This window comes from Ensifer sp. LC163, assembly GCF_001695855.1.
Classification (GTDB): domain Bacteria; phylum Pseudomonadota; class Alphaproteobacteria; order Rhizobiales; family Rhizobiaceae; genus Ensifer.
The window spans coordinates 230,235-245,156 of the sequence record NZ_MBSS01000034.1 but is presented as its reverse complement, the minus strand read 5'-3'; the positions used below and the strand labels follow the sequence as shown (position 1 = coordinate 245,156).

Sequence of the window (14,922 nt, the reverse complement as noted above, 5' to 3'; positions counted from 1 at the left end):
GACGAGCGCTATGCGGCCGCCTGCAGGCGTTCGCCGGCGATGCGGTAGGAGATCGCTTCGGCGAGATGCAGCCGGCCGACGGTTGCGGCTCCGTCGAGATCGGCAAGCGTTCGCGCAACCTTCAGCACCCGGTGATAGCCGCGTGCTGAAAACTTCAGCTTCTCCGCAGCGTCCCGCAGCAATTGCAGTCCCGATGCGTCGGGCTCGGCGATCCGCTCGATCATCGCCGTCGAGCAGCGGGCGTTGCTGGCCGGTTCGCGACTGCCGAGCGCCATAAACCGATCGATCTGCAATTCGCGGGCGCGGGCGACACGTCTTGCCACCGCAGCACTTGCTTCTGCCGCCATCGGCCGGATCAGGTCCGCGGCGCTGACGGCCGGCACGTCGATGCGCAGATCGATCCGGTCCATCAGCGGACCGGAGATGCGGGCCTGGTAATCGGTCAGGCAGCGCGGGCCACGGGCGCAGGTGCGGCCGGGCTCGCCCGCCATGCCGCAGCGGCACGGGTTCATGGCCGCCACCAGTTGGATCGCGGCGGGATAGCTGACCCGATGATTGGCACGGGCGATGATGCATTCGGCCGTTTCCAGCGGCTGACGCAGCGCATCGAGCACCTGTGGCGAGAACTCCGGAAACTCGTCGAGAAACAGGACGCCGTTATGGGCAAGCGATGCCTCGCCTGGCTTTGCCCGCACACCGCCGCCAATCATCGCCGCCATGGTGGCGGAATGATGCGGGGTGCGGAATGGCCGCCGGTCGGACAGCTTGCCGCCCGGCAGTTGCCCGGCAATCGAGTGGATCATTGAAACTTCGAGCAGCTCGGCCGGAGTCAACGGCGGCAGGATCGACGGCAGGCGCGCCGCCAGCATCGATTTTCCCGAGCCCGGCGGACCGACCATCAGCAGATTGTGGTTGCCGGCGGCCGCGACTTCGAGCGCCCGCTTGGCGCTTTCCTGTCCCTTGATATCGGCGAGATCAGGCAGATCGGCAGCACCGGCACGAATGGCCGGTTCCGGCCGGGAGAGAACCTGCGTCCCTCTGAAATGATTGGCGATGGCGATCAGGCTGCGGGGTGCGAGAATATCGATCTCGGCACCGGCCCAGGCTGCCTCCGGCCCGCTTTCGGCCGGGCAGATCAGCCCTTTTCCGAGCGCGTTGGCGCCGATTGCCGCCGGCAGCGCGCCGGCGACGGCCGCGACCGTGCCGTCGAGATTGAGCTCGCCGATCACGACATAGCCGTTCAGCGCATCGCCGGGAATGGCGCCGAGCGCGGCCATCAAACCGAGGGCGATTGCCAGATCGAAATGGCTGCCTTCCTTCGGCAGATCCGCGGGCGCGAGATTGACGGTGACTTTCTTGGCCGGCAGCGCCAGGCCTGACGCATGAAGGGCGGCCTGCACACGCTCGCGGCTCTCGGCGACCGCCTTGTCAGGCAGGCCGACGATCTGCATGCCGACCCGTCCGGGCGCGACCATGACCTGGACGTCGACCGGGACACCCTCTATCCCCTGGAATGCAACCGTACTGACACGCGCAACCATGACCGCCTCTTCGACCAGGGCGGCCCGCCGTGCCGCCGCAACCCCTCTCGGTTGCAGCGAAAAATCTTGCACGGATCACGCACAAAAACAAGAACAATAATAGAACATCGCCGTCGCAGGCGATCGGTTGCTATCAGTCTCCGAAGCCCGGCAACGGGAGAACCGGATCGCAACCCATCGCTGTGCCTTAGGCGCGCTTGCGCTCGATCGCGTCCCACAGCAGGCTGGCGACGTCGGCGCCGCCGAATTTCTTGACCTCGCGGATGCCGGTCGGCGACGTCACATTGATCTCGGTCATGTAGTCGCCGATGACATCGATGCCGACGAAGAGGAAGCCGCGTTCCTTCAGCGCCGGGGCGATGCGGGCGCAGATTTCCTTCTCGCGCGCCGTCAGTTCGGTCGGCTCCGGCCGGCCGCCGGCATGCATGTTGGAGCGGGCGTCATCTTCGGCCGGCACGCGGTTGATGGCGCCGACCGGCTCGCCGTCGACGAGCAGGATGCGCTTGTCGCCCTTGCGCACCGCCGGCAAATATTCCTGCGCGATGAAGGGTTCGCGGAACATCTGGCCGAACATTTCAAGCAGCGACGACAGGTTGCGGTCGTCGCGCGTGGAGTGGAATACGCCGGCGCCGCCATTGCCGTAGAGCGGCTTCAGGATGATGTCGCCCATTTCCTCACGGAAACGCGCGATCTCGGCGGCATCGCGGGTAATCAGCGTCTTCGGCATCAGATCGGCAAATTCGGTGACGAAGATCTTTTCCGGCGAGTTGCGCACCCAGGCCGGGTCGTTGACCACCAACGTCTTCGGATGCAGGCGCTCGAGCAGATGCGTCGAGGTGATGTAGGCCATGTCGAAGGGCGGGTCCTGACGCAGCATGATCACGTCCATGGTCGAAAGATCCAGCCGCTCCGGCTCGCCGAGCGTGAAGTGATCGCCCTTGACGTCGCGCAGTGTCATCTGCTGCGCTGTCGCGAAAACCTTGCCGTCACGCAAGGACAGCTTCTCGGGCGTGTAGTGGAAGAGGCGATAGCCGCGTGTCTGCGCCTCGAGACTCATCGCGAAGGTGGAATCACCCGCGATGTTGATGCCCGAAACATGGTCCATCTGGACCCCGACATTGACGATTTTCGCCATCTTCCCGTCCCTGTTGGATCAGTTCATGATTTTGGGTCGATCGACCCAGAATCATCAACATGATCGATTTTAATACGTTCGAGCGGAATATGGGCGGAAAACCGCGCGCACTTTTCCTCATCCCGCTCTACTGCATGTTTCCTTAAATCCTATCCGATTTAAGGATAAAAACATGCAGCAATTCAAAGTGCTACGGCGACCTTTGCGCGTCTGACAAGCCGCGCGGCGCTGTAGAAAAGCCCGCAACATGTAGAGTGCGGGCGCGCCTTAGGCAAGGAGAGGGGCCGGCCTATTCAAAACCCTCGACCGTGCAGGTGATGAGATCGTGGTCGGAGAGCGGACGACCGGTCGCGTCGAGCGATGGAATGATCCGGCTTTCGCCGATCTTCAGCCCGCGCGTGAGGAACCAGTCGAGCTTCATCGCCCGCTCCGGCCAGCGCGTGATCAGGCTTGGTCGGGTCGTCATCAGCTCGATCGGTCCGCCATGGCGGGTGAAGCCGCGCGCGGCACTCATGGCGAACAGCCCTTCCGCCTCGAAGTCACCGCCGGCATGGTTGCCGGTGTTGAGATCGCCGCCGATCAGAACAGGCATGGCCGGGAAGGCTTCATCGAGCGCATCGATGAGTTCCTTGACCTGGCGCTCGCGATAGGGCGCCGTCGTCGCGCTTTCGAGATGGGTGGAAACGGCGACGAAGGGCCCCGCTTCCGTCTCGATCAGGGCACCGATGGCAAAACGCTCGCCGACGCGCGGCTGGTCGCCGCCATCCATGAACCAGAGCCGCTCGCCCCAGAGGCGGATCATGAACGGCTGGCTGAGCGCTACTTTGGCCATCACGGCATTGCCGTGGAAGCCCTTCTCGTTGACATCGTCCTTGCAGAATTCCAGTTCCGTATCGGAGCCGAGGCCAAGCTCGATGAACTCGACGCCGTAGGCGTATTGCATCCGAAGCGTGGCTGCGACCTCGGCGGTCGGGTGGCGTTGGCCAGTGCGGGCCATGCCATTGTCCATTTCCGAAAGCAGCACGACCGGCGCGGCGGTTGCCGCCAGGTGCGTGGCGCTTTCCGGCGCAAACAGGCAGCGTTCCAGGTTCCAGGCGGCGACGGCAAACGGGAAGGCAAGCGGCTCGTTCGATGACGGCTCGCCGCCGATCTCGATGCTGTTCATCTCGGGAAGCGCCGCCATCACGGCGTCATGGGCAGCGATCGAACGTTCGATCGTCGTGAAACCGGCGCGGGTTTCCTGCGACGGCACGGAGAGGATGCTGACAGACTTTTCGATCATAGTGCCGGCTCCAGGCCGAGGGGGCGAGCGCTTTCATCAATAGTGGCGAAAGACGCGCCGCGCTCCAGTCGCTTGCCGTTCTCGGTCGAGAAGAAATGCAGGCGGTCGGTCGCGATCGTCACGGCGAGATCGCCGGACAAGGGGATTTCGGGAGAAAGCGCCACCGTCAGTGCCTGATCTTCGATGGTGCCGTGGACGAGGCGTTGCGCCCCGAGCTCCTCGACATAGTCGACCTGGAACAGCATCGCGTCCTCGCCGACGCCGGCAAGCCGCAGATCCTCGGCGCGCAGACCGACGGTAACCGGCCCTTCGACCGGAGCACGCTCGCCAAGCTCGATCATGTAGGTGCCGACATTGAGGCGCGTGCCATCGATGCGGCCCTTGATCAGGTTCATGGCCGGCGAGCCGATGAAGCTGGCAACAAAGGTGGAGGCCGGACGATGGTAGACATCGAGCGGGCGACCGATCTGCTCGATCCGGCCACCGTTCAGCACCACGAGCCGGTCGGCCAGCGTCATCGCCTCGAGCTGGTCGTGGGTGACGTAGAGCGATGTGGTGCCGAGGCGCTTCTGCAGCCGCTTGATCTCGCCGCGCATGGAGACGCGCAGCTTGGCATCAAGGTTGGACAGCGGCTCGTCGAAGAGGAAGGCGGCCGGCTTGCGCACGATGGCGCGGCCCATGGCCACGCGCTGCCGCTGGCCACCGGAAAGCGCGCGCGGCTTGCGGTCGAGATAGGGCCCGATCTCCAGCATGCGCGCCGCTTCCGCGACGCGGGCGTCGATCTCGGCCTTCGGCGTCTTGCGGTTCTTCAGGCCGTAGGCGAGGTTCTGGTAGACCGTCATATGCGGATAGAGCGCATAGTTCTGGAAGACCATGGCGATATCGCGCTCGGCCGGGTCGACCTCGTTGATGATGCGCGGGCCGATCTTCACCGTCCCCTTCGAGATAGATTCGAGGCCGGCGACCATGCGCAGGAGCGTGGACTTGCCGCAGCCGGACGGGCCGACCAGCACGATGAATTCGCCGTCTTCGATATCGATCGAGACGGACTTCACCGCTTCGACATTGCCGGTATAGATTTTCGAGACCTCGGCGATGGTGATGGCCGCCATGGCTGCCTCCGTTGGTAAATTGCGTTTGAGGGAGCGGCGAAGACGGCTTCGCCTCTCCGTTGTCTACTTGTCGCTTTCCGTCAGGCCCTTGATGAACCAGCGCTGGAAGATCACCACGATCAGGACCGGCGGCAACATGGCGAGGATCGCGAGCGCAAAGGCCTCGTTGTAATCGGGGATGTTCGAGCCGACCCAGACGAGCAGGATCTGCTTGATGCCGCGCACCAGCGTGAAGAAGCCTTCATCCGTGGTCATCAATGTCGGCCAGAGATACTGGTTCCAGCCATAGACGAACATGATGATGAAGATCGCCGCCATCATCGTGCGCGACAGTGGCACCAGCACGTCGATGAAGAACTTGAACGGGCCGGCGCCATCGATGCGCGCCGCCTCGAGCAGCTCGTCCGGCACAGACTTGAAGAACTGCCGGAAATAGAAAGTGCCCGTCGCCGACGCGAGCAGCGGCACGATCAGGCCGGTATAGGTGTTGGTCAGCTTCAGCGTGTTCATCACCTCGTAGGAGGGAAGAATGCGCACTTCGAGCGGCAAGAGCAGCGTCGTGAAGATGATCCAGAAGAAGAAGGTGGCGAGCCGGAAGCGGAAATAGACGATCGCGTAGGCGGCCAGCATCGACAGGATGATCTTGCCGAGCGCGAAGCCAAGGCCAAGGATCATCGAGTTCATCATCATGTTGAGGCCGGTGATCTTGCCGGTGAAACCGCCCTTGCGGGTGAGCACGGTCTCGTAGGTCTCGACGAAATGGCCGCCCCAGGTCAGGCTGAGGCCGTTGCGGTGGATATCCGCCGCCTCGTGCGTCGACGTCATGAACGCGACCACGACCGGCGCAACCATGATGAAGACGCCGATGAGAAGGATGACGTGGTCGAAAAACTTGGTGCGATACATCGGCCCCGCCTCAGTTGTAGTGCACGCGCCGCTCGATGAAGCGGAACTGGAAGATGGTGAGCACGAAGACGATGAGCATTAGGATGACCGACTGGGCCGAGGAGCCGCCGAGGTCGTTGCCGCGGAAACCATCCATGTAGACCTTGTAGACAAGGGTGATCGGATTGTTCGCCGCCTTGTCCTTCACCATGACGTCGATGACGCCGAAGGTGTCGAACAGCGCATAGGTGACGTTGATGATCAGCAGGAAGAAGGCGGTCGGCGCCAGAAGCGGCAGGATCACCGTCCAGAAACGGCGGAAGCCGGAGCGGCAATCGATCGCCGCCGCCTCGCGCACCGCCACCGGAATGCCCTGCAGGCCGGAGAGGAAAAAGATGAAATTGTAGGGGATCTGCTTCCAGACCGAGACGACGATCATCGAGAAAGCGGTATCGAAATAGTTGAGGCCGACCTTGATGTCCCAGCCGAACCAGCCCGCAAGCTCGACGATCGGGCCGATGTGCTGGTCGAAGAACATCATGCCGATGAGGCCGGCAACCGGTGGCGCGATCGCATAGACCCAGATGAGCAGCATCTTGTAGGTGGTGTTGCCGCGGATGACACCATCCGCCTTGACGGCGAGCAGCAGGCCGATCGACAGGGCAAAGAAGGTGACGAGCGTGGTGAAGATCGCCGTGAAGCGCGCGATGCCCAGATATTCGCCGGACTTCAGCACGTCGGTGTAGTTCGTCATGCCGACGAAGGTCGAGCCGAAACCGAACGGGTCTTCGAGGTAGAAGGACGACTGGATCGCCTGGATCGACGGCCAGTAGAAGAACACGAAGATGATCGCCAGCTGTGGCGCCAGAAAGAGGTAAGGCAGGTAAGGCGAAGAGAACTGCACGCGCTTGGCCGCTTCTTCGCTGCCCTTCGCCTTGCCGCCAAACAGCCGGAGGGCGCCGAAGCGACGCCCGTCCGTTCCCGTCCCTCCCCGCGGCGCGGGGAGGAGTTCCGTTCCCGATGTCATCGAGATCAGCCGGCAGTCTTGGCGAAGCGGGCGAGCAGGTCGTTGCCTTCCTTCTCGATGGTGTCGAAGGCGTCCTTGACCGTCGTTTCACCGGAGAAGATGCGGCCGTATTCGCGCTCCATGATCTCGCGGATCTGCGGGTAGAAGCCGAGGCGGTAGCCCTTCGACCAGTCGCCGGCCGGCAGCATCAGCTGCTTGATGCCGACTTCTGCCACCGGCTTTTCCTTGTAGTAGCCGTCCTTCTGGGCAAGCTCGTAGGCTGCCTTGGTGATCGCCACGTAGCCGGTTGCCTTGTGGTAGAAATACTGGATCTCGGGCGAGGTCAGGAACTGGAAGAAGTCGGCGACGCACTTGTTTTCCTCGTCCGACTTGCCCGACATGGCAAACAGTGCCGCGCCGCCGATGAAGGAGTTGGTGCCGGCACCTTCGATCGCGTTCCAATAGGGCAGGAAGGTTGCCGAGAACGGCATCTGCGCCGTCTTCTGCAGGCCGCCGAACGAACCGGACGAACCGATCCAGAATGCAGCCTTGCCTTCTTCGAAGACCTTCTGGTTGTCGTTCCAGCCGGCGCCGTAGAAGGCGAAGTAGCCTTCGTCCTTCCAGGCCTTGAGCTTGTCGAACATCATGACGAGGTTCGGGTCGGTGACCTTCAGCTTCGTGTCGGCAACGCTGTCATAGCCGTTATTGTTGGTCGCGAACTGGATGTTGTTGCGCGAGAAGAAGTTTTCCGTGAACTGCCAGGTGAGCTGCGACTGGACAAGCGGAATGTAACCGGCGGCCTTCAGCTTCGGGGCTGCGGCCTCGAACTCTTCCCAGGTCTTCGGCGCTTCGACGCCGGCCTTCTTCAGGGCTTCGTCGTTGATGTACATGATCGGGGCCGACGAGTTGAACGGCATGCCGACGAACTTGCCTTCGCTATCGGCGTAGAAATAACGCACGCCGTCGATGAAGGCGTTGCGGTCGAAGCTGTGGCCGGCCTTGATGATCAGGTCTTCGGCGGGAACGACGGCGCCCTTGGCGTTGATGATGGTCGCTGCACCGGCGTCGAAGACCTGCAGGATGTTCGGCTGTTCGCCCGAACGGAATGCGGCGATGCCGGAAGCGAGCGCTTCCTCATAGGTGCCCTTCGAAACCGGGGTCAGCGCGCAGGCGCTCTGGGCTTCGTTGAACTTCTGCGAGATCTCGTTGATGACCTCGCCATTGCGGCCGGCCATGCCGTGCCACCAGGTAATATTGGTTGCGGCAAACGACGAGGTTGCCGAAAATGCAAGCGTGAAAGCTGCGAGTGAAATTTTCTTGAACATGACTGGTCCTCTCCACCGGGTTGCGGATGGCAGTGGACTAGTGGCCTTCCATGACAGGCCGGTAACGCTTTTATGTCGGGACGATTACAAATCTTCGAATATGATCCACGCGGATGCGGGCGGAAAACCGCGCACACTTTTCCTCATCCCGCGTCCGTATTCAGAACGCATCGGGCAGGTGTCGCGGCCAGCCCCAGGGTGTCACAGTGATAATGTCGTAACGCACGGAAAGCCTGGCGAAATCGGGCTGACGCCCGAGCCAGAGATCGCTGGCCGCGCGGATGCGGCGTTGGGCCGTTCCGGTGACGGCGAAGACGCCGTCGTCGGCAGAACGCCGGGCCTTGACCTCGACGCAGGCGATGAGATCGCCCCGGCGCGCGATGATGTCGATTTCGCCCAGCCTGGTGCGATGGCGCATCGCGACGATCCGGTAGCCCTTCAACATCAGGCAAAGTGCTGCGCGATACTCGGCGAACCGCCCGCGCCTCTCAGCCTTGAGCTTCCGCCGATCGGGCCCGTCAGTCGCCATGGCGATCCTTGAGCTCGAGCAGACGGTCGTAGAGCTCCTTGCGCGGAAGGCCCGTCTGCCGGGCGGCTTCGGTCGCCGCCTTGCCGGTCGACATATCGGCGACCAGCCGGGTCAGCAGCGCATCGACGTCGGCTGCTTCCGGTTCCGGCGGAGCGTCCGGCGGGCCGATGACGAAAACAATCTCGCCCTTGACCGCGCCGCCCCCCTCGTAGAACGCCTTGAGCTCGCCGAGCGTGCCGCGGCGAAACTCTTCAAAGGTCTTGGTCAATTCGCGGCAGACCGCCGCCTTCCTGTTTTCGCCAAGCACCGCTGCGGCAGCCGCGACGGTGGCGGCGATCCGATGCGGCGATTCGAAAAAGAGCAGCGTCGAGGGCACCGTCGCCAGTTCCTGCAGCCGGTCACGCTTGGCCTTGTCCTTGGTCGGCAGAAAGCCGGCGAAGAGAAAGGCGTCGTTTGGAAGGCCGGAGCCGACCAGCGCGGCAAGCGGGGCGGAGGCGCCGGGGATCGGCACGACACGATAGCCGGCTTCGATCGCCAGCTGTGCCAGGCGGTAGCCGGGATCGGAAACCAGCGGCGTACCGGCATCGGAGACGAGTGCCACCGACTTGCCCTCGCCAAGCGCTGCCAGCAGCCGTGGGCCGACCTCGTCGGCATTATGCTCGTGGTAGGCATAGGGGCGATTGACGATGCCATAGCGGTCGAGCAGCACGCGTGTGACGCGCGTGTCCTCGCAGGCGAGCACGTCGGCGCCGGCAAGCGTTTCCAGCGCGCGCAGGGTGATGTCGCCGAGATTGCCGATCGGCGTCGCCACGAGATAGAGCGCGACGTCGAGCGGACGCGCGGGAATGCTGGCGTTGTGCAGGCGGTAGCTGCGCTGCTTCTGCCCGTCCGTGGCCTCCGACGTCTTATGTTTTTCCAACTGCAGCTTCCTGATGGCAATGCCGGCGCACCGGTTTTAGCCTTTATGAGTGAGCCGACATGGCAGGGCAAGGGCGTCAAGCGGCCGGCCCGCGTGTCATCTGGGGACAGCGCCAGTCAAACCCCTTGCTTTTCAGGCGCTGTTTCTGCCATTTTGCCGGTCCACATCCTTCCGGTCGGTTGGCCGGGACACTCGCAGTTGACGCTGCGGCGGGAGCCTCGCCCGCCGGGCAACGGTTGAAAGCGGTAGCATCCCATGCGCATTACTCTCGAGCGGTCCAATCTTCTGAAGTCGCTGAACCACGTGCATCGCGTGGTCGAACGGCGAAACACGATCCCGATCCTCTCGAACGTTCTTTTGCGCTCCGACGGTGCGAGCCTCGAAATGAAGGCGACCGACCTCGACCTCGAGATCACCGAGGCGACGCCGGCGCAAGTGGAACAGGCCGGCGCGACCACGGTTCCGGCACACCTGCTCTACGACATCGTGCGCAAGCTTCCCGACGGCTCGGAAGTGCTGCTGGCGACCAACGCCGAAGGCACGGCGATGACGGTCGCCTCCGGCCGGTCGAAATTCTCGCTGCAGTGCCTGCCGCAATCCGACTTCCCCGACCTGACGGCCGGCAGCTTCTCGCACACTTTCCGCCTCAAGGCGACCGACCTGAAGATGCTGATCGACCGGACGCAATTCGCGATCTCGACCGAGGAAACCCGCTACTACCTCAACGGCATCTTCGTGCACACGGTCGAGAGCAAGGGCGACCTGAAGCTGCGCGCCGTGGCAACCGACGGCCACCGCCTTGCGCGCGCCGACGTCGAAGCGCCGTCCGGCTCCGAGGGCATGCCGGGCATCATCATCCCGCGCAAGACCGTCAGCGAATTGCAGAAGCTGCTCGACAATCCCGATCTCGTCGTCACGCTCGAAGTATCGGACGCAAAAATCCGCCTGACAATCGGCTCGATCGTGATGACCTCGAAGCTGATCGACGGCACCTTCCCGGATTACCAGCGCGTCATCCCGGCCAACAACGACAAGGAGCTGCGCGTCGATTGCCAGTCGTTCGCCCAGGCCGTCGACCGCGTTTCGACGATTTCCTCCGAACGCGGGCGCGCCGTGAAGCTGGCACTGACCGACGGCCAGATGACGCTGACGGTCAACAACCCGGATTCGGGCAGCGCCACGGAAGAGCTGCCGGTCGGCTACGATCACGACCCGCTCGAAATCGGCTTCAACGCAAAATACCTGCTCGACATCACCTCGCAGCTGACCGGAACCGACGCCATCTTCATGCTGGCGGACCCGGGTTCGCCGACGCTGGTGCGCGATCTGGCGGCCGAAGACGCGCTCTATGTGCTGATGCCGATGCGGGTTTAGTCGCCCGTGCCGCAATGAAAATGCGACCCGTCACGCCGCGCGTGGCGGGTTTTTTGTTTGTGCTGATATTCGCGTGCTGTTGATAAGACGACGCCTTTAGCCGCAGACAGACTTGTTTTTGCCGCAGATGAGAGCACATTATATCCGCAATGTCCGCGCCCCGCTCGAATCAGCGAGACCGGACGATCCGTATGAGAGGACGACGGTTTTGAGGGGTTCAATGAATTTGCGCGTGAAGGTGAAGGAACGGCTTGGCCGGAAATTCGACGAGGAGATCCGTTTCTTCAAAGGGTGGATGAGCAATGCGAAGGCGGTCGGGGCAATCCTGCCGACGTCGTCCGTCACCGCCCGCCGCATGGCGAGCGTCATCAATCCCCATTCCGGACTGCCGGTTCTTGAACTCGGCCCTGGAACCGGCGTCATCACCAAGGCGATCCTGGAGCGTGGTATCGCGCCGGAGGATCTGGTGTCCGTCGAGTACTCCACCGACTTCTACCAGCAGCTCAAGGCGAACTTTGCCGACGTCAACTTCATCAATGGCGACGCGTTCGATCTCGAGCAGACGCTTGGCGCAATGAAGGACCGGACCTTCGACAGCGTCGTCTCCGCCGTGCCGTTGCTCAATTTCCCAATGCACCGTCGCGTCGAGCTGATCGAGGATCTCTTGTCTCGCATCCCGGTCGGTCGCCCCGTCGTGCAGATTTCCTATGGCCCGCTGTCTCCGGTCGTTGCCATGCCCGACCGCTACAGCATCCAGCATCTCGACTTCGTCGTGCGCAACATTCCCCCGGCGCAGCTCTGGGTCTATCGCAAGGCGCACTGACGGAGCGCGCCAGTGCTCGGCCTCTATATCACGCACCCGCAGGTGCAGATCGATCCGACAGTTCCGGTACCGAAATGGGGGCTGTCGGAGATCGGACGCGCACGCGCGGAAGCGACGTCGCTGCAGCCTTGGGTTCGAACGCTCGGGCGGATCGTTTCGAGCGACGAGACCAAGGCGACCGAAACCGCGAACCTTCTGGCCGCGGCTGCCGGCGTCGTTGTCGAAACCGACGACACGATGGGCGAAAACGACCGCTCGGCCACCGGCTTCCTGCCGCCTCCGGAATTCGAGAAGGCGGCGGACTGGTTCTTTGCCAATCCGACAGAAAGCTTCAACGGCTGGGAGCGCGCCGTCGACGCGCAGGCCCGCATCTCGGCTGCCGTCTTTCGCATCCTTGACGAACACGACCCAAAAGTTCCCATCGCATTCGTCGGCCATGGTGGCGTCGGCACCCTGCTGAAGTGCAGGCTGGGCGGCACCGCCATCAGCCGCAGCGCCGACCAGAAGGGCGGCGGCGGCGGCAATCTCTTCGCGTTCCGCCTTGCGGATCGCGCCCTCACATGCGACTGGACCCCGATGGAATTCTGGCAGGGGTGACCGCGACATGACCAAAACCGCACGCGACCGACTGATCGTCGGCCTGGATCTTCCGACAATCGCAGAGGCCGAAAAGATCGTCACCACGCTCGGTGACGACGTGGCTTTCTACAAGATCGGCTACCAGCTGGTGTTTGCCGGCGGCCTCGAGTTCGCGCGCGATCTGGCGGCAGGCGGCAAGAAGGTCTTCCTCGACATGAAGCTGCTCGACATCGACAACACGGTGGCCAAGGGCGTCGAGAACATCGTGAAGATGGGCATGTCGATGCTGACATTGCACGCTTACCCCAAAGCGATGAAGGCAGCCGTCGAAGCAGCCAGGGGATCGGACCTCTGCCTGCTCGGCGTCACCGTGCTGACCTCAATGGACGAGCAGGACGTGATCGACGCCGGCTACGAATACGACCCGCACACGCTGGTGCTGCGACGGGCCGAACAGGCCCGTGCTGCCGGCATGGGCGGCATCGTCTGCTCGGCGGAAGAATCCTCGGCGGTGCGCAAGATCATCGGCCCTAACATGGCGCTGGTGACCCCGGGCATCCGCCCGGCCGGCGCCGAGAAGGGCGACCAGAAGCGCGTCATGACGCCCGCCGATGCATTGAAGGCCGGATCGAGCCATCTCGTCGTCGCGCGCCCAATCGTCGCAGCCAGCGACCCGCTTGTCGCCGCTCGCGGCATTCTCAAGGAGATGAACGACGCGCTTTCGCGCTGATCGTGACACCCGCCTGCAACAGGTCGGCGTTGAGCACCATACATCGCCGCCGGTTGCCACCGTTGTGCTTGACCTCGGTCGGAATTTGCCGGAAGTAACACTCCCGTCTGCTTTTATTGCCTGAAGACGAGGAGGTCAGCATGGCCAAAGGATACTGGATCGCACGGGTCGATGTGCGGGACCTGGAACGCTACAAGGACTACGTGGCGGCCGCAAAGCCGGCGTTCGAGAAATACGGCGCCAATTTCCTGGCGCGCGGCGGTGAATTCGAGCGTCTGGAAGGTGCCGTTCGCGCCCGAAACGTCATCATCGAGTTTCCCTCGCTGCAGGCCGCCGTCGACTGTTATAATTCCCCCGAATACCAGATTGCCGCCGCGATCCGCCAACAGGTGGCAGACGCCGAGATGGTGGTCGTAGAGGGCATCTGACACGCGGAACACTGCCAAGCTGCGGCGCCGCCGCCGGCCGCGAGGATTGGCCTTCACCTCTCGCGGCTGTTGGGCTATGTAGCAACCAATTCGTCCAAATGAGATCAGGAGTGCGTTTCCCATGACCTTGTCCAACCTTCCGCCGCTGGTGACGATTTTCGGCGGATCCGGGTTCGTCGGCCGTCATGTCGTGCGCGCGCTTGCCAAGCGTGGCTATCGCATCCGCGTCGCCGTTCGCCGCCCGGACCTTGCAGGCCACCTGCAGCCGCTCGGCAATGTCGGCCAGATCTCCTTCGTCCAGGCCAACCTGCGCTATCGCAAGTCGGTCGACCGCGCCGTCGAAGGCTCCGACCACGTCATCAACTGCGTCGGCGTCCTGTTCGAGAGCGGCCGCAACACCTTTGACGCCGTGCAGGATTTCGGCGCGCGGGCGGTTGCGGAAGCCGCCCGCAATGTCGGCGCAAAGCTGACGCACATCTCGGCGATCGGCGCGGACGCCAAGTCGGAATCGAGCTATGCCCGCACCAAGGGCCGGGCGGAAGCCGCGATCCTCGAAACGCTGCCGGATGCGATCATCCTGCGCCCGTCGATCATCTTCGGACCCGAAGACGGCTTCTTCAACAAGTTCGCCAGCATGGCCCGGTTCGCACCGGCGCTGCCGCTGATCGGCGGCGGCAACACCAAGTTCCAGCCGGTCTATGTCACCGATGTCGCCGAGGCTGTTGCCCGCTCGGTCGATGGCCAGCTGTCGGCCGGCACGATCTACGAGCTCGGCGGGCCTGAAGTGCTCACCTTCCGCCAATGTCTTGAGATCATGCTCAAGACGATCGATCGCAAGCGCTCGCTGGTATCGGTGCCCTTCGGCCTCGCCTCGCTGATGGGCAGCATCGCGTCGATGATCCCCTTCATCACGCCGCCGGTGACGGCCGATCAGGTAGTGTTGCTGAAATCCGACAATATCGTCTCGACCAAGGCCGAATCCGAAGACCGGACGCTTCGCGGCATCGGCATCACTCCGACGATGCTGGAATCGATCCTGTCGACCTATCTCGTGCGCTATCGCCCGCGGGGCCAGTATACGCGCGGCGGTCGCGCCGCCTAAGGCAGCGTCCCATGACGCCTTCTTTGACCGCCGCCGGCCTTGCCGGCGGCTTTTTTGCTGTGTCGTTCAGGCAACAGCGTTGCAGTTCTGCCGCAGTCACAAAAGCGAATGGCATTTACCGCAGATTCAACATGTCCTGATATTGATCAAGA

15 protein-coding genes are annotated in these 14,922 nt (G+C 63.1%); 6 read left to right on the top strand and 9 right to left on the bottom strand.

The genetic code is table 11. The features are described from left to right. Positions 1-8 precede the first annotated feature (8 nt). From BC360_RS23800 to rsmI, 9 genes are all read right to left on the bottom strand, one after another. Positions 9-1,541: a YifB family Mg chelatase-like AAA ATPase gene (locus BC360_RS23800; RefSeq protein WP_065797114.1), complete on the bottom strand. Its 1,533-nt coding sequence runs from the start codon at positions 1,539-1,541 to the stop codon at positions 9-11. Positions 1,542-1,728: 187 nt separating this feature from the next. Next, positions 1,729-2,676: a glutathione synthase gene (gshB, locus tag BC360_RS23795; protein WP_065783206.1), complete on the bottom strand. Its 948-nt coding sequence runs from the start codon at positions 2,674-2,676 to the stop codon at positions 1,729-1,731. A gap of 289 nt (positions 2,677-2,965) precedes the next feature. After that, positions 2,966-3,958 (bottom strand): endonuclease/exonuclease/phosphatase family protein, encoded by a 993-nt coding sequence (locus BC360_RS23790; RefSeq protein ID WP_065797113.1) that lies wholly within the window; start codon positions 3,956-3,958, stop codon positions 2,966-2,968. Next, positions 3,955-5,070, bottom strand: coding sequence for a sn-glycerol-3-phosphate import ATP-binding protein UgpC (locus BC360_RS23785; protein ID WP_065797112.1), 1,116 nt, complete (start codon positions 5,068-5,070; stop codon positions 3,955-3,957). Before BC360_RS23785 ends, BC360_RS23790 begins: the two co-directional genes overlap by 4 nt. Before the next feature lie 63 nt (positions 5,071-5,133). Continuing rightward, the gene (gene ugpE, locus BC360_RS23780; protein WP_065797111.1) at positions 5,134-5,976 is read right to left on the bottom strand and encodes a sn-glycerol-3-phosphate ABC transporter permease UgpE; all 843 of its coding nucleotides are present in this window, start codon (positions 5,974-5,976) and stop codon (positions 5,134-5,136) included. A 10-nt stretch (positions 5,977-5,986) separates the two neighbouring features. Next, positions 5,987-6,982, bottom strand: coding sequence for an ABC transporter permease subunit (locus tag BC360_RS23775; RefSeq protein WP_139110171.1), 996 nt, complete (start codon positions 6,980-6,982; stop codon positions 5,987-5,989). 5 nt (positions 6,983-6,987) lie between these two features. Next, positions 6,988-8,286, bottom strand: coding sequence for an extracellular solute-binding protein (locus tag BC360_RS23770; RefSeq protein WP_065797110.1), 1,299 nt, complete (start codon positions 8,284-8,286; stop codon positions 6,988-6,990). A gap of 160 nt (positions 8,287-8,446) precedes the next feature. Next, positions 8,447-8,815 carry a YraN family protein gene (locus tag BC360_RS23765; RefSeq protein WP_065797109.1) on the bottom strand — a complete coding sequence of 123 codons (369 nt, stop codon included), beginning with the start codon at positions 8,813-8,815 and terminating at the stop codon, positions 8,447-8,449. Then, positions 8,805-9,734: a 16S rRNA (cytidine(1402)-2'-O)-methyltransferase gene (rsmI, locus tag BC360_RS23760; RefSeq protein ID WP_065797108.1), complete on the bottom strand. Its 930-nt coding sequence runs from the start codon at positions 9,732-9,734 to the stop codon at positions 8,805-8,807. Before rsmI ends, BC360_RS23765 begins: the two co-directional genes overlap by 11 nt. 255 nt (positions 9,735-9,989) lie before the next feature. Between rsmI and dnaN the strand changes: the two genes are divergently transcribed. The 6 genes from dnaN to BC360_RS23730 all read left to right on the top strand — a co-directional run bounded on the left by dnaN (position 9,990) and on the right by BC360_RS23730 (position 14,770). Then, on the top strand, positions 9,990-11,108 hold the full coding sequence (dnaN, locus tag BC360_RS23755) for a DNA polymerase III subunit beta (RefSeq protein ID WP_065783199.1): 1,119 nt from the start codon (positions 9,990-9,992) through the stop codon (positions 11,106-11,108). A gap of 220 nt (positions 11,109-11,328) precedes the next feature. Then, on the top strand, positions 11,329-11,931 hold the full coding sequence (pmtA, locus tag BC360_RS23750) for a phospholipid N-methyltransferase PmtA (protein WP_065783198.1): 603 nt from the start codon (positions 11,329-11,331) through the stop codon (positions 11,929-11,931). 12 nt (positions 11,932-11,943) lie between these two features. After that, positions 11,944-12,528, top strand: coding sequence for a histidine phosphatase family protein (locus BC360_RS23745; protein WP_065797107.1), 585 nt, complete (start codon positions 11,944-11,946; stop codon positions 12,526-12,528). A gap of 7 nt (positions 12,529-12,535) precedes the next feature. Then, positions 12,536-13,240: an orotidine-5'-phosphate decarboxylase gene (gene pyrF / locus BC360_RS23740; RefSeq protein WP_065783196.1), complete on the top strand. Its 705-nt coding sequence runs from the start codon at positions 12,536-12,538 to the stop codon at positions 13,238-13,240. 140 nt (positions 13,241-13,380) lie between these two features. After that, positions 13,381-13,668 (top strand): DUF1330 domain-containing protein, encoded by a 288-nt coding sequence (locus BC360_RS23735; RefSeq protein WP_065783195.1) that lies wholly within the window; start codon positions 13,381-13,383, stop codon positions 13,666-13,668. A 121-nt stretch (positions 13,669-13,789) separates the two neighbouring features. After that, on the top strand, positions 13,790-14,770 hold the full coding sequence (locus BC360_RS23730) for a complex I NDUFA9 subunit family protein (protein WP_065783194.1): 981 nt from the start codon (positions 13,790-13,792) through the stop codon (positions 14,768-14,770). Positions 14,771-14,922 lie beyond the last annotated feature (152 nt).

Excerpts from the sequence above, each read along its gene's own strand:
- BC360_RS23765 (WP_065797109.1), bottom strand. The coding sequence starts at position 8,815 with ATGGCGACTGACGGGCCCGATCGGCGGAAGCTCAAGGCTGAGAGGCGC.
- dnaN (WP_065783199.1), top strand. The coding sequence starts at position 9,990 with ATGCGCATTACTCTCGAGCGGTCCAATCTTCTGAAGTCGCTGAACCAC.
- BC360_RS23800 (WP_065797114.1), bottom strand. The coding sequence starts at position 1,541 with ATGGTTGCGCGTGTCAGTACGGTTGCATTCCAGGGGATAGAGGGTGTC.
- BC360_RS23785 (WP_065797112.1), bottom strand. The coding sequence starts at position 5,070 with ATGGCGGCCATCACCATCGCCGAGGTCTCGAAAATCTATACCGGCAAT.
- gshB (WP_065783206.1), bottom strand. The coding sequence starts at position 2,676 with ATGGCGAAAATCGTCAATGTCGGGGTCCAGATGGACCATGTTTCGGGC.
- BC360_RS23775 (WP_139110171.1), bottom strand. The coding sequence starts at position 6,982 with ATGACATCGGGAACGGAACTCCTCCCCGCGCCGCGGGGAGGGACGGGA.
- pyrF (WP_065783196.1), top strand. The coding sequence starts at position 12,536 with ATGACCAAAACCGCACGCGACCGACTGATCGTCGGCCTGGATCTTCCG.
- BC360_RS23790 (WP_065797113.1), bottom strand. The coding sequence starts at position 3,958 with ATGATCGAAAAGTCTGTCAGCATCCTCTCCGTGCCGTCGCAGGAAACC.
- ugpE (WP_065797111.1), bottom strand. The coding sequence starts at position 5,976 with ATGTATCGCACCAAGTTTTTCGACCACGTCATCCTTCTCATCGGCGTC.
- pmtA (WP_065783198.1), top strand. The coding sequence starts at position 11,329 with ATGAATTTGCGCGTGAAGGTGAAGGAACGGCTTGGCCGGAAATTCGAC.
- BC360_RS23770 (WP_065797110.1), bottom strand. The coding sequence starts at position 8,286 with ATGTTCAAGAAAATTTCACTCGCAGCTTTCACGCTTGCATTTTCGGCA.
- BC360_RS23735 (WP_065783195.1), top strand. The coding sequence starts at position 13,381 with ATGGCCAAAGGATACTGGATCGCACGGGTCGATGTGCGGGACCTGGAA.
- BC360_RS23730 (WP_065783194.1), top strand. The coding sequence starts at position 13,790 with ATGACCTTGTCCAACCTTCCGCCGCTGGTGACGATTTTCGGCGGATCC.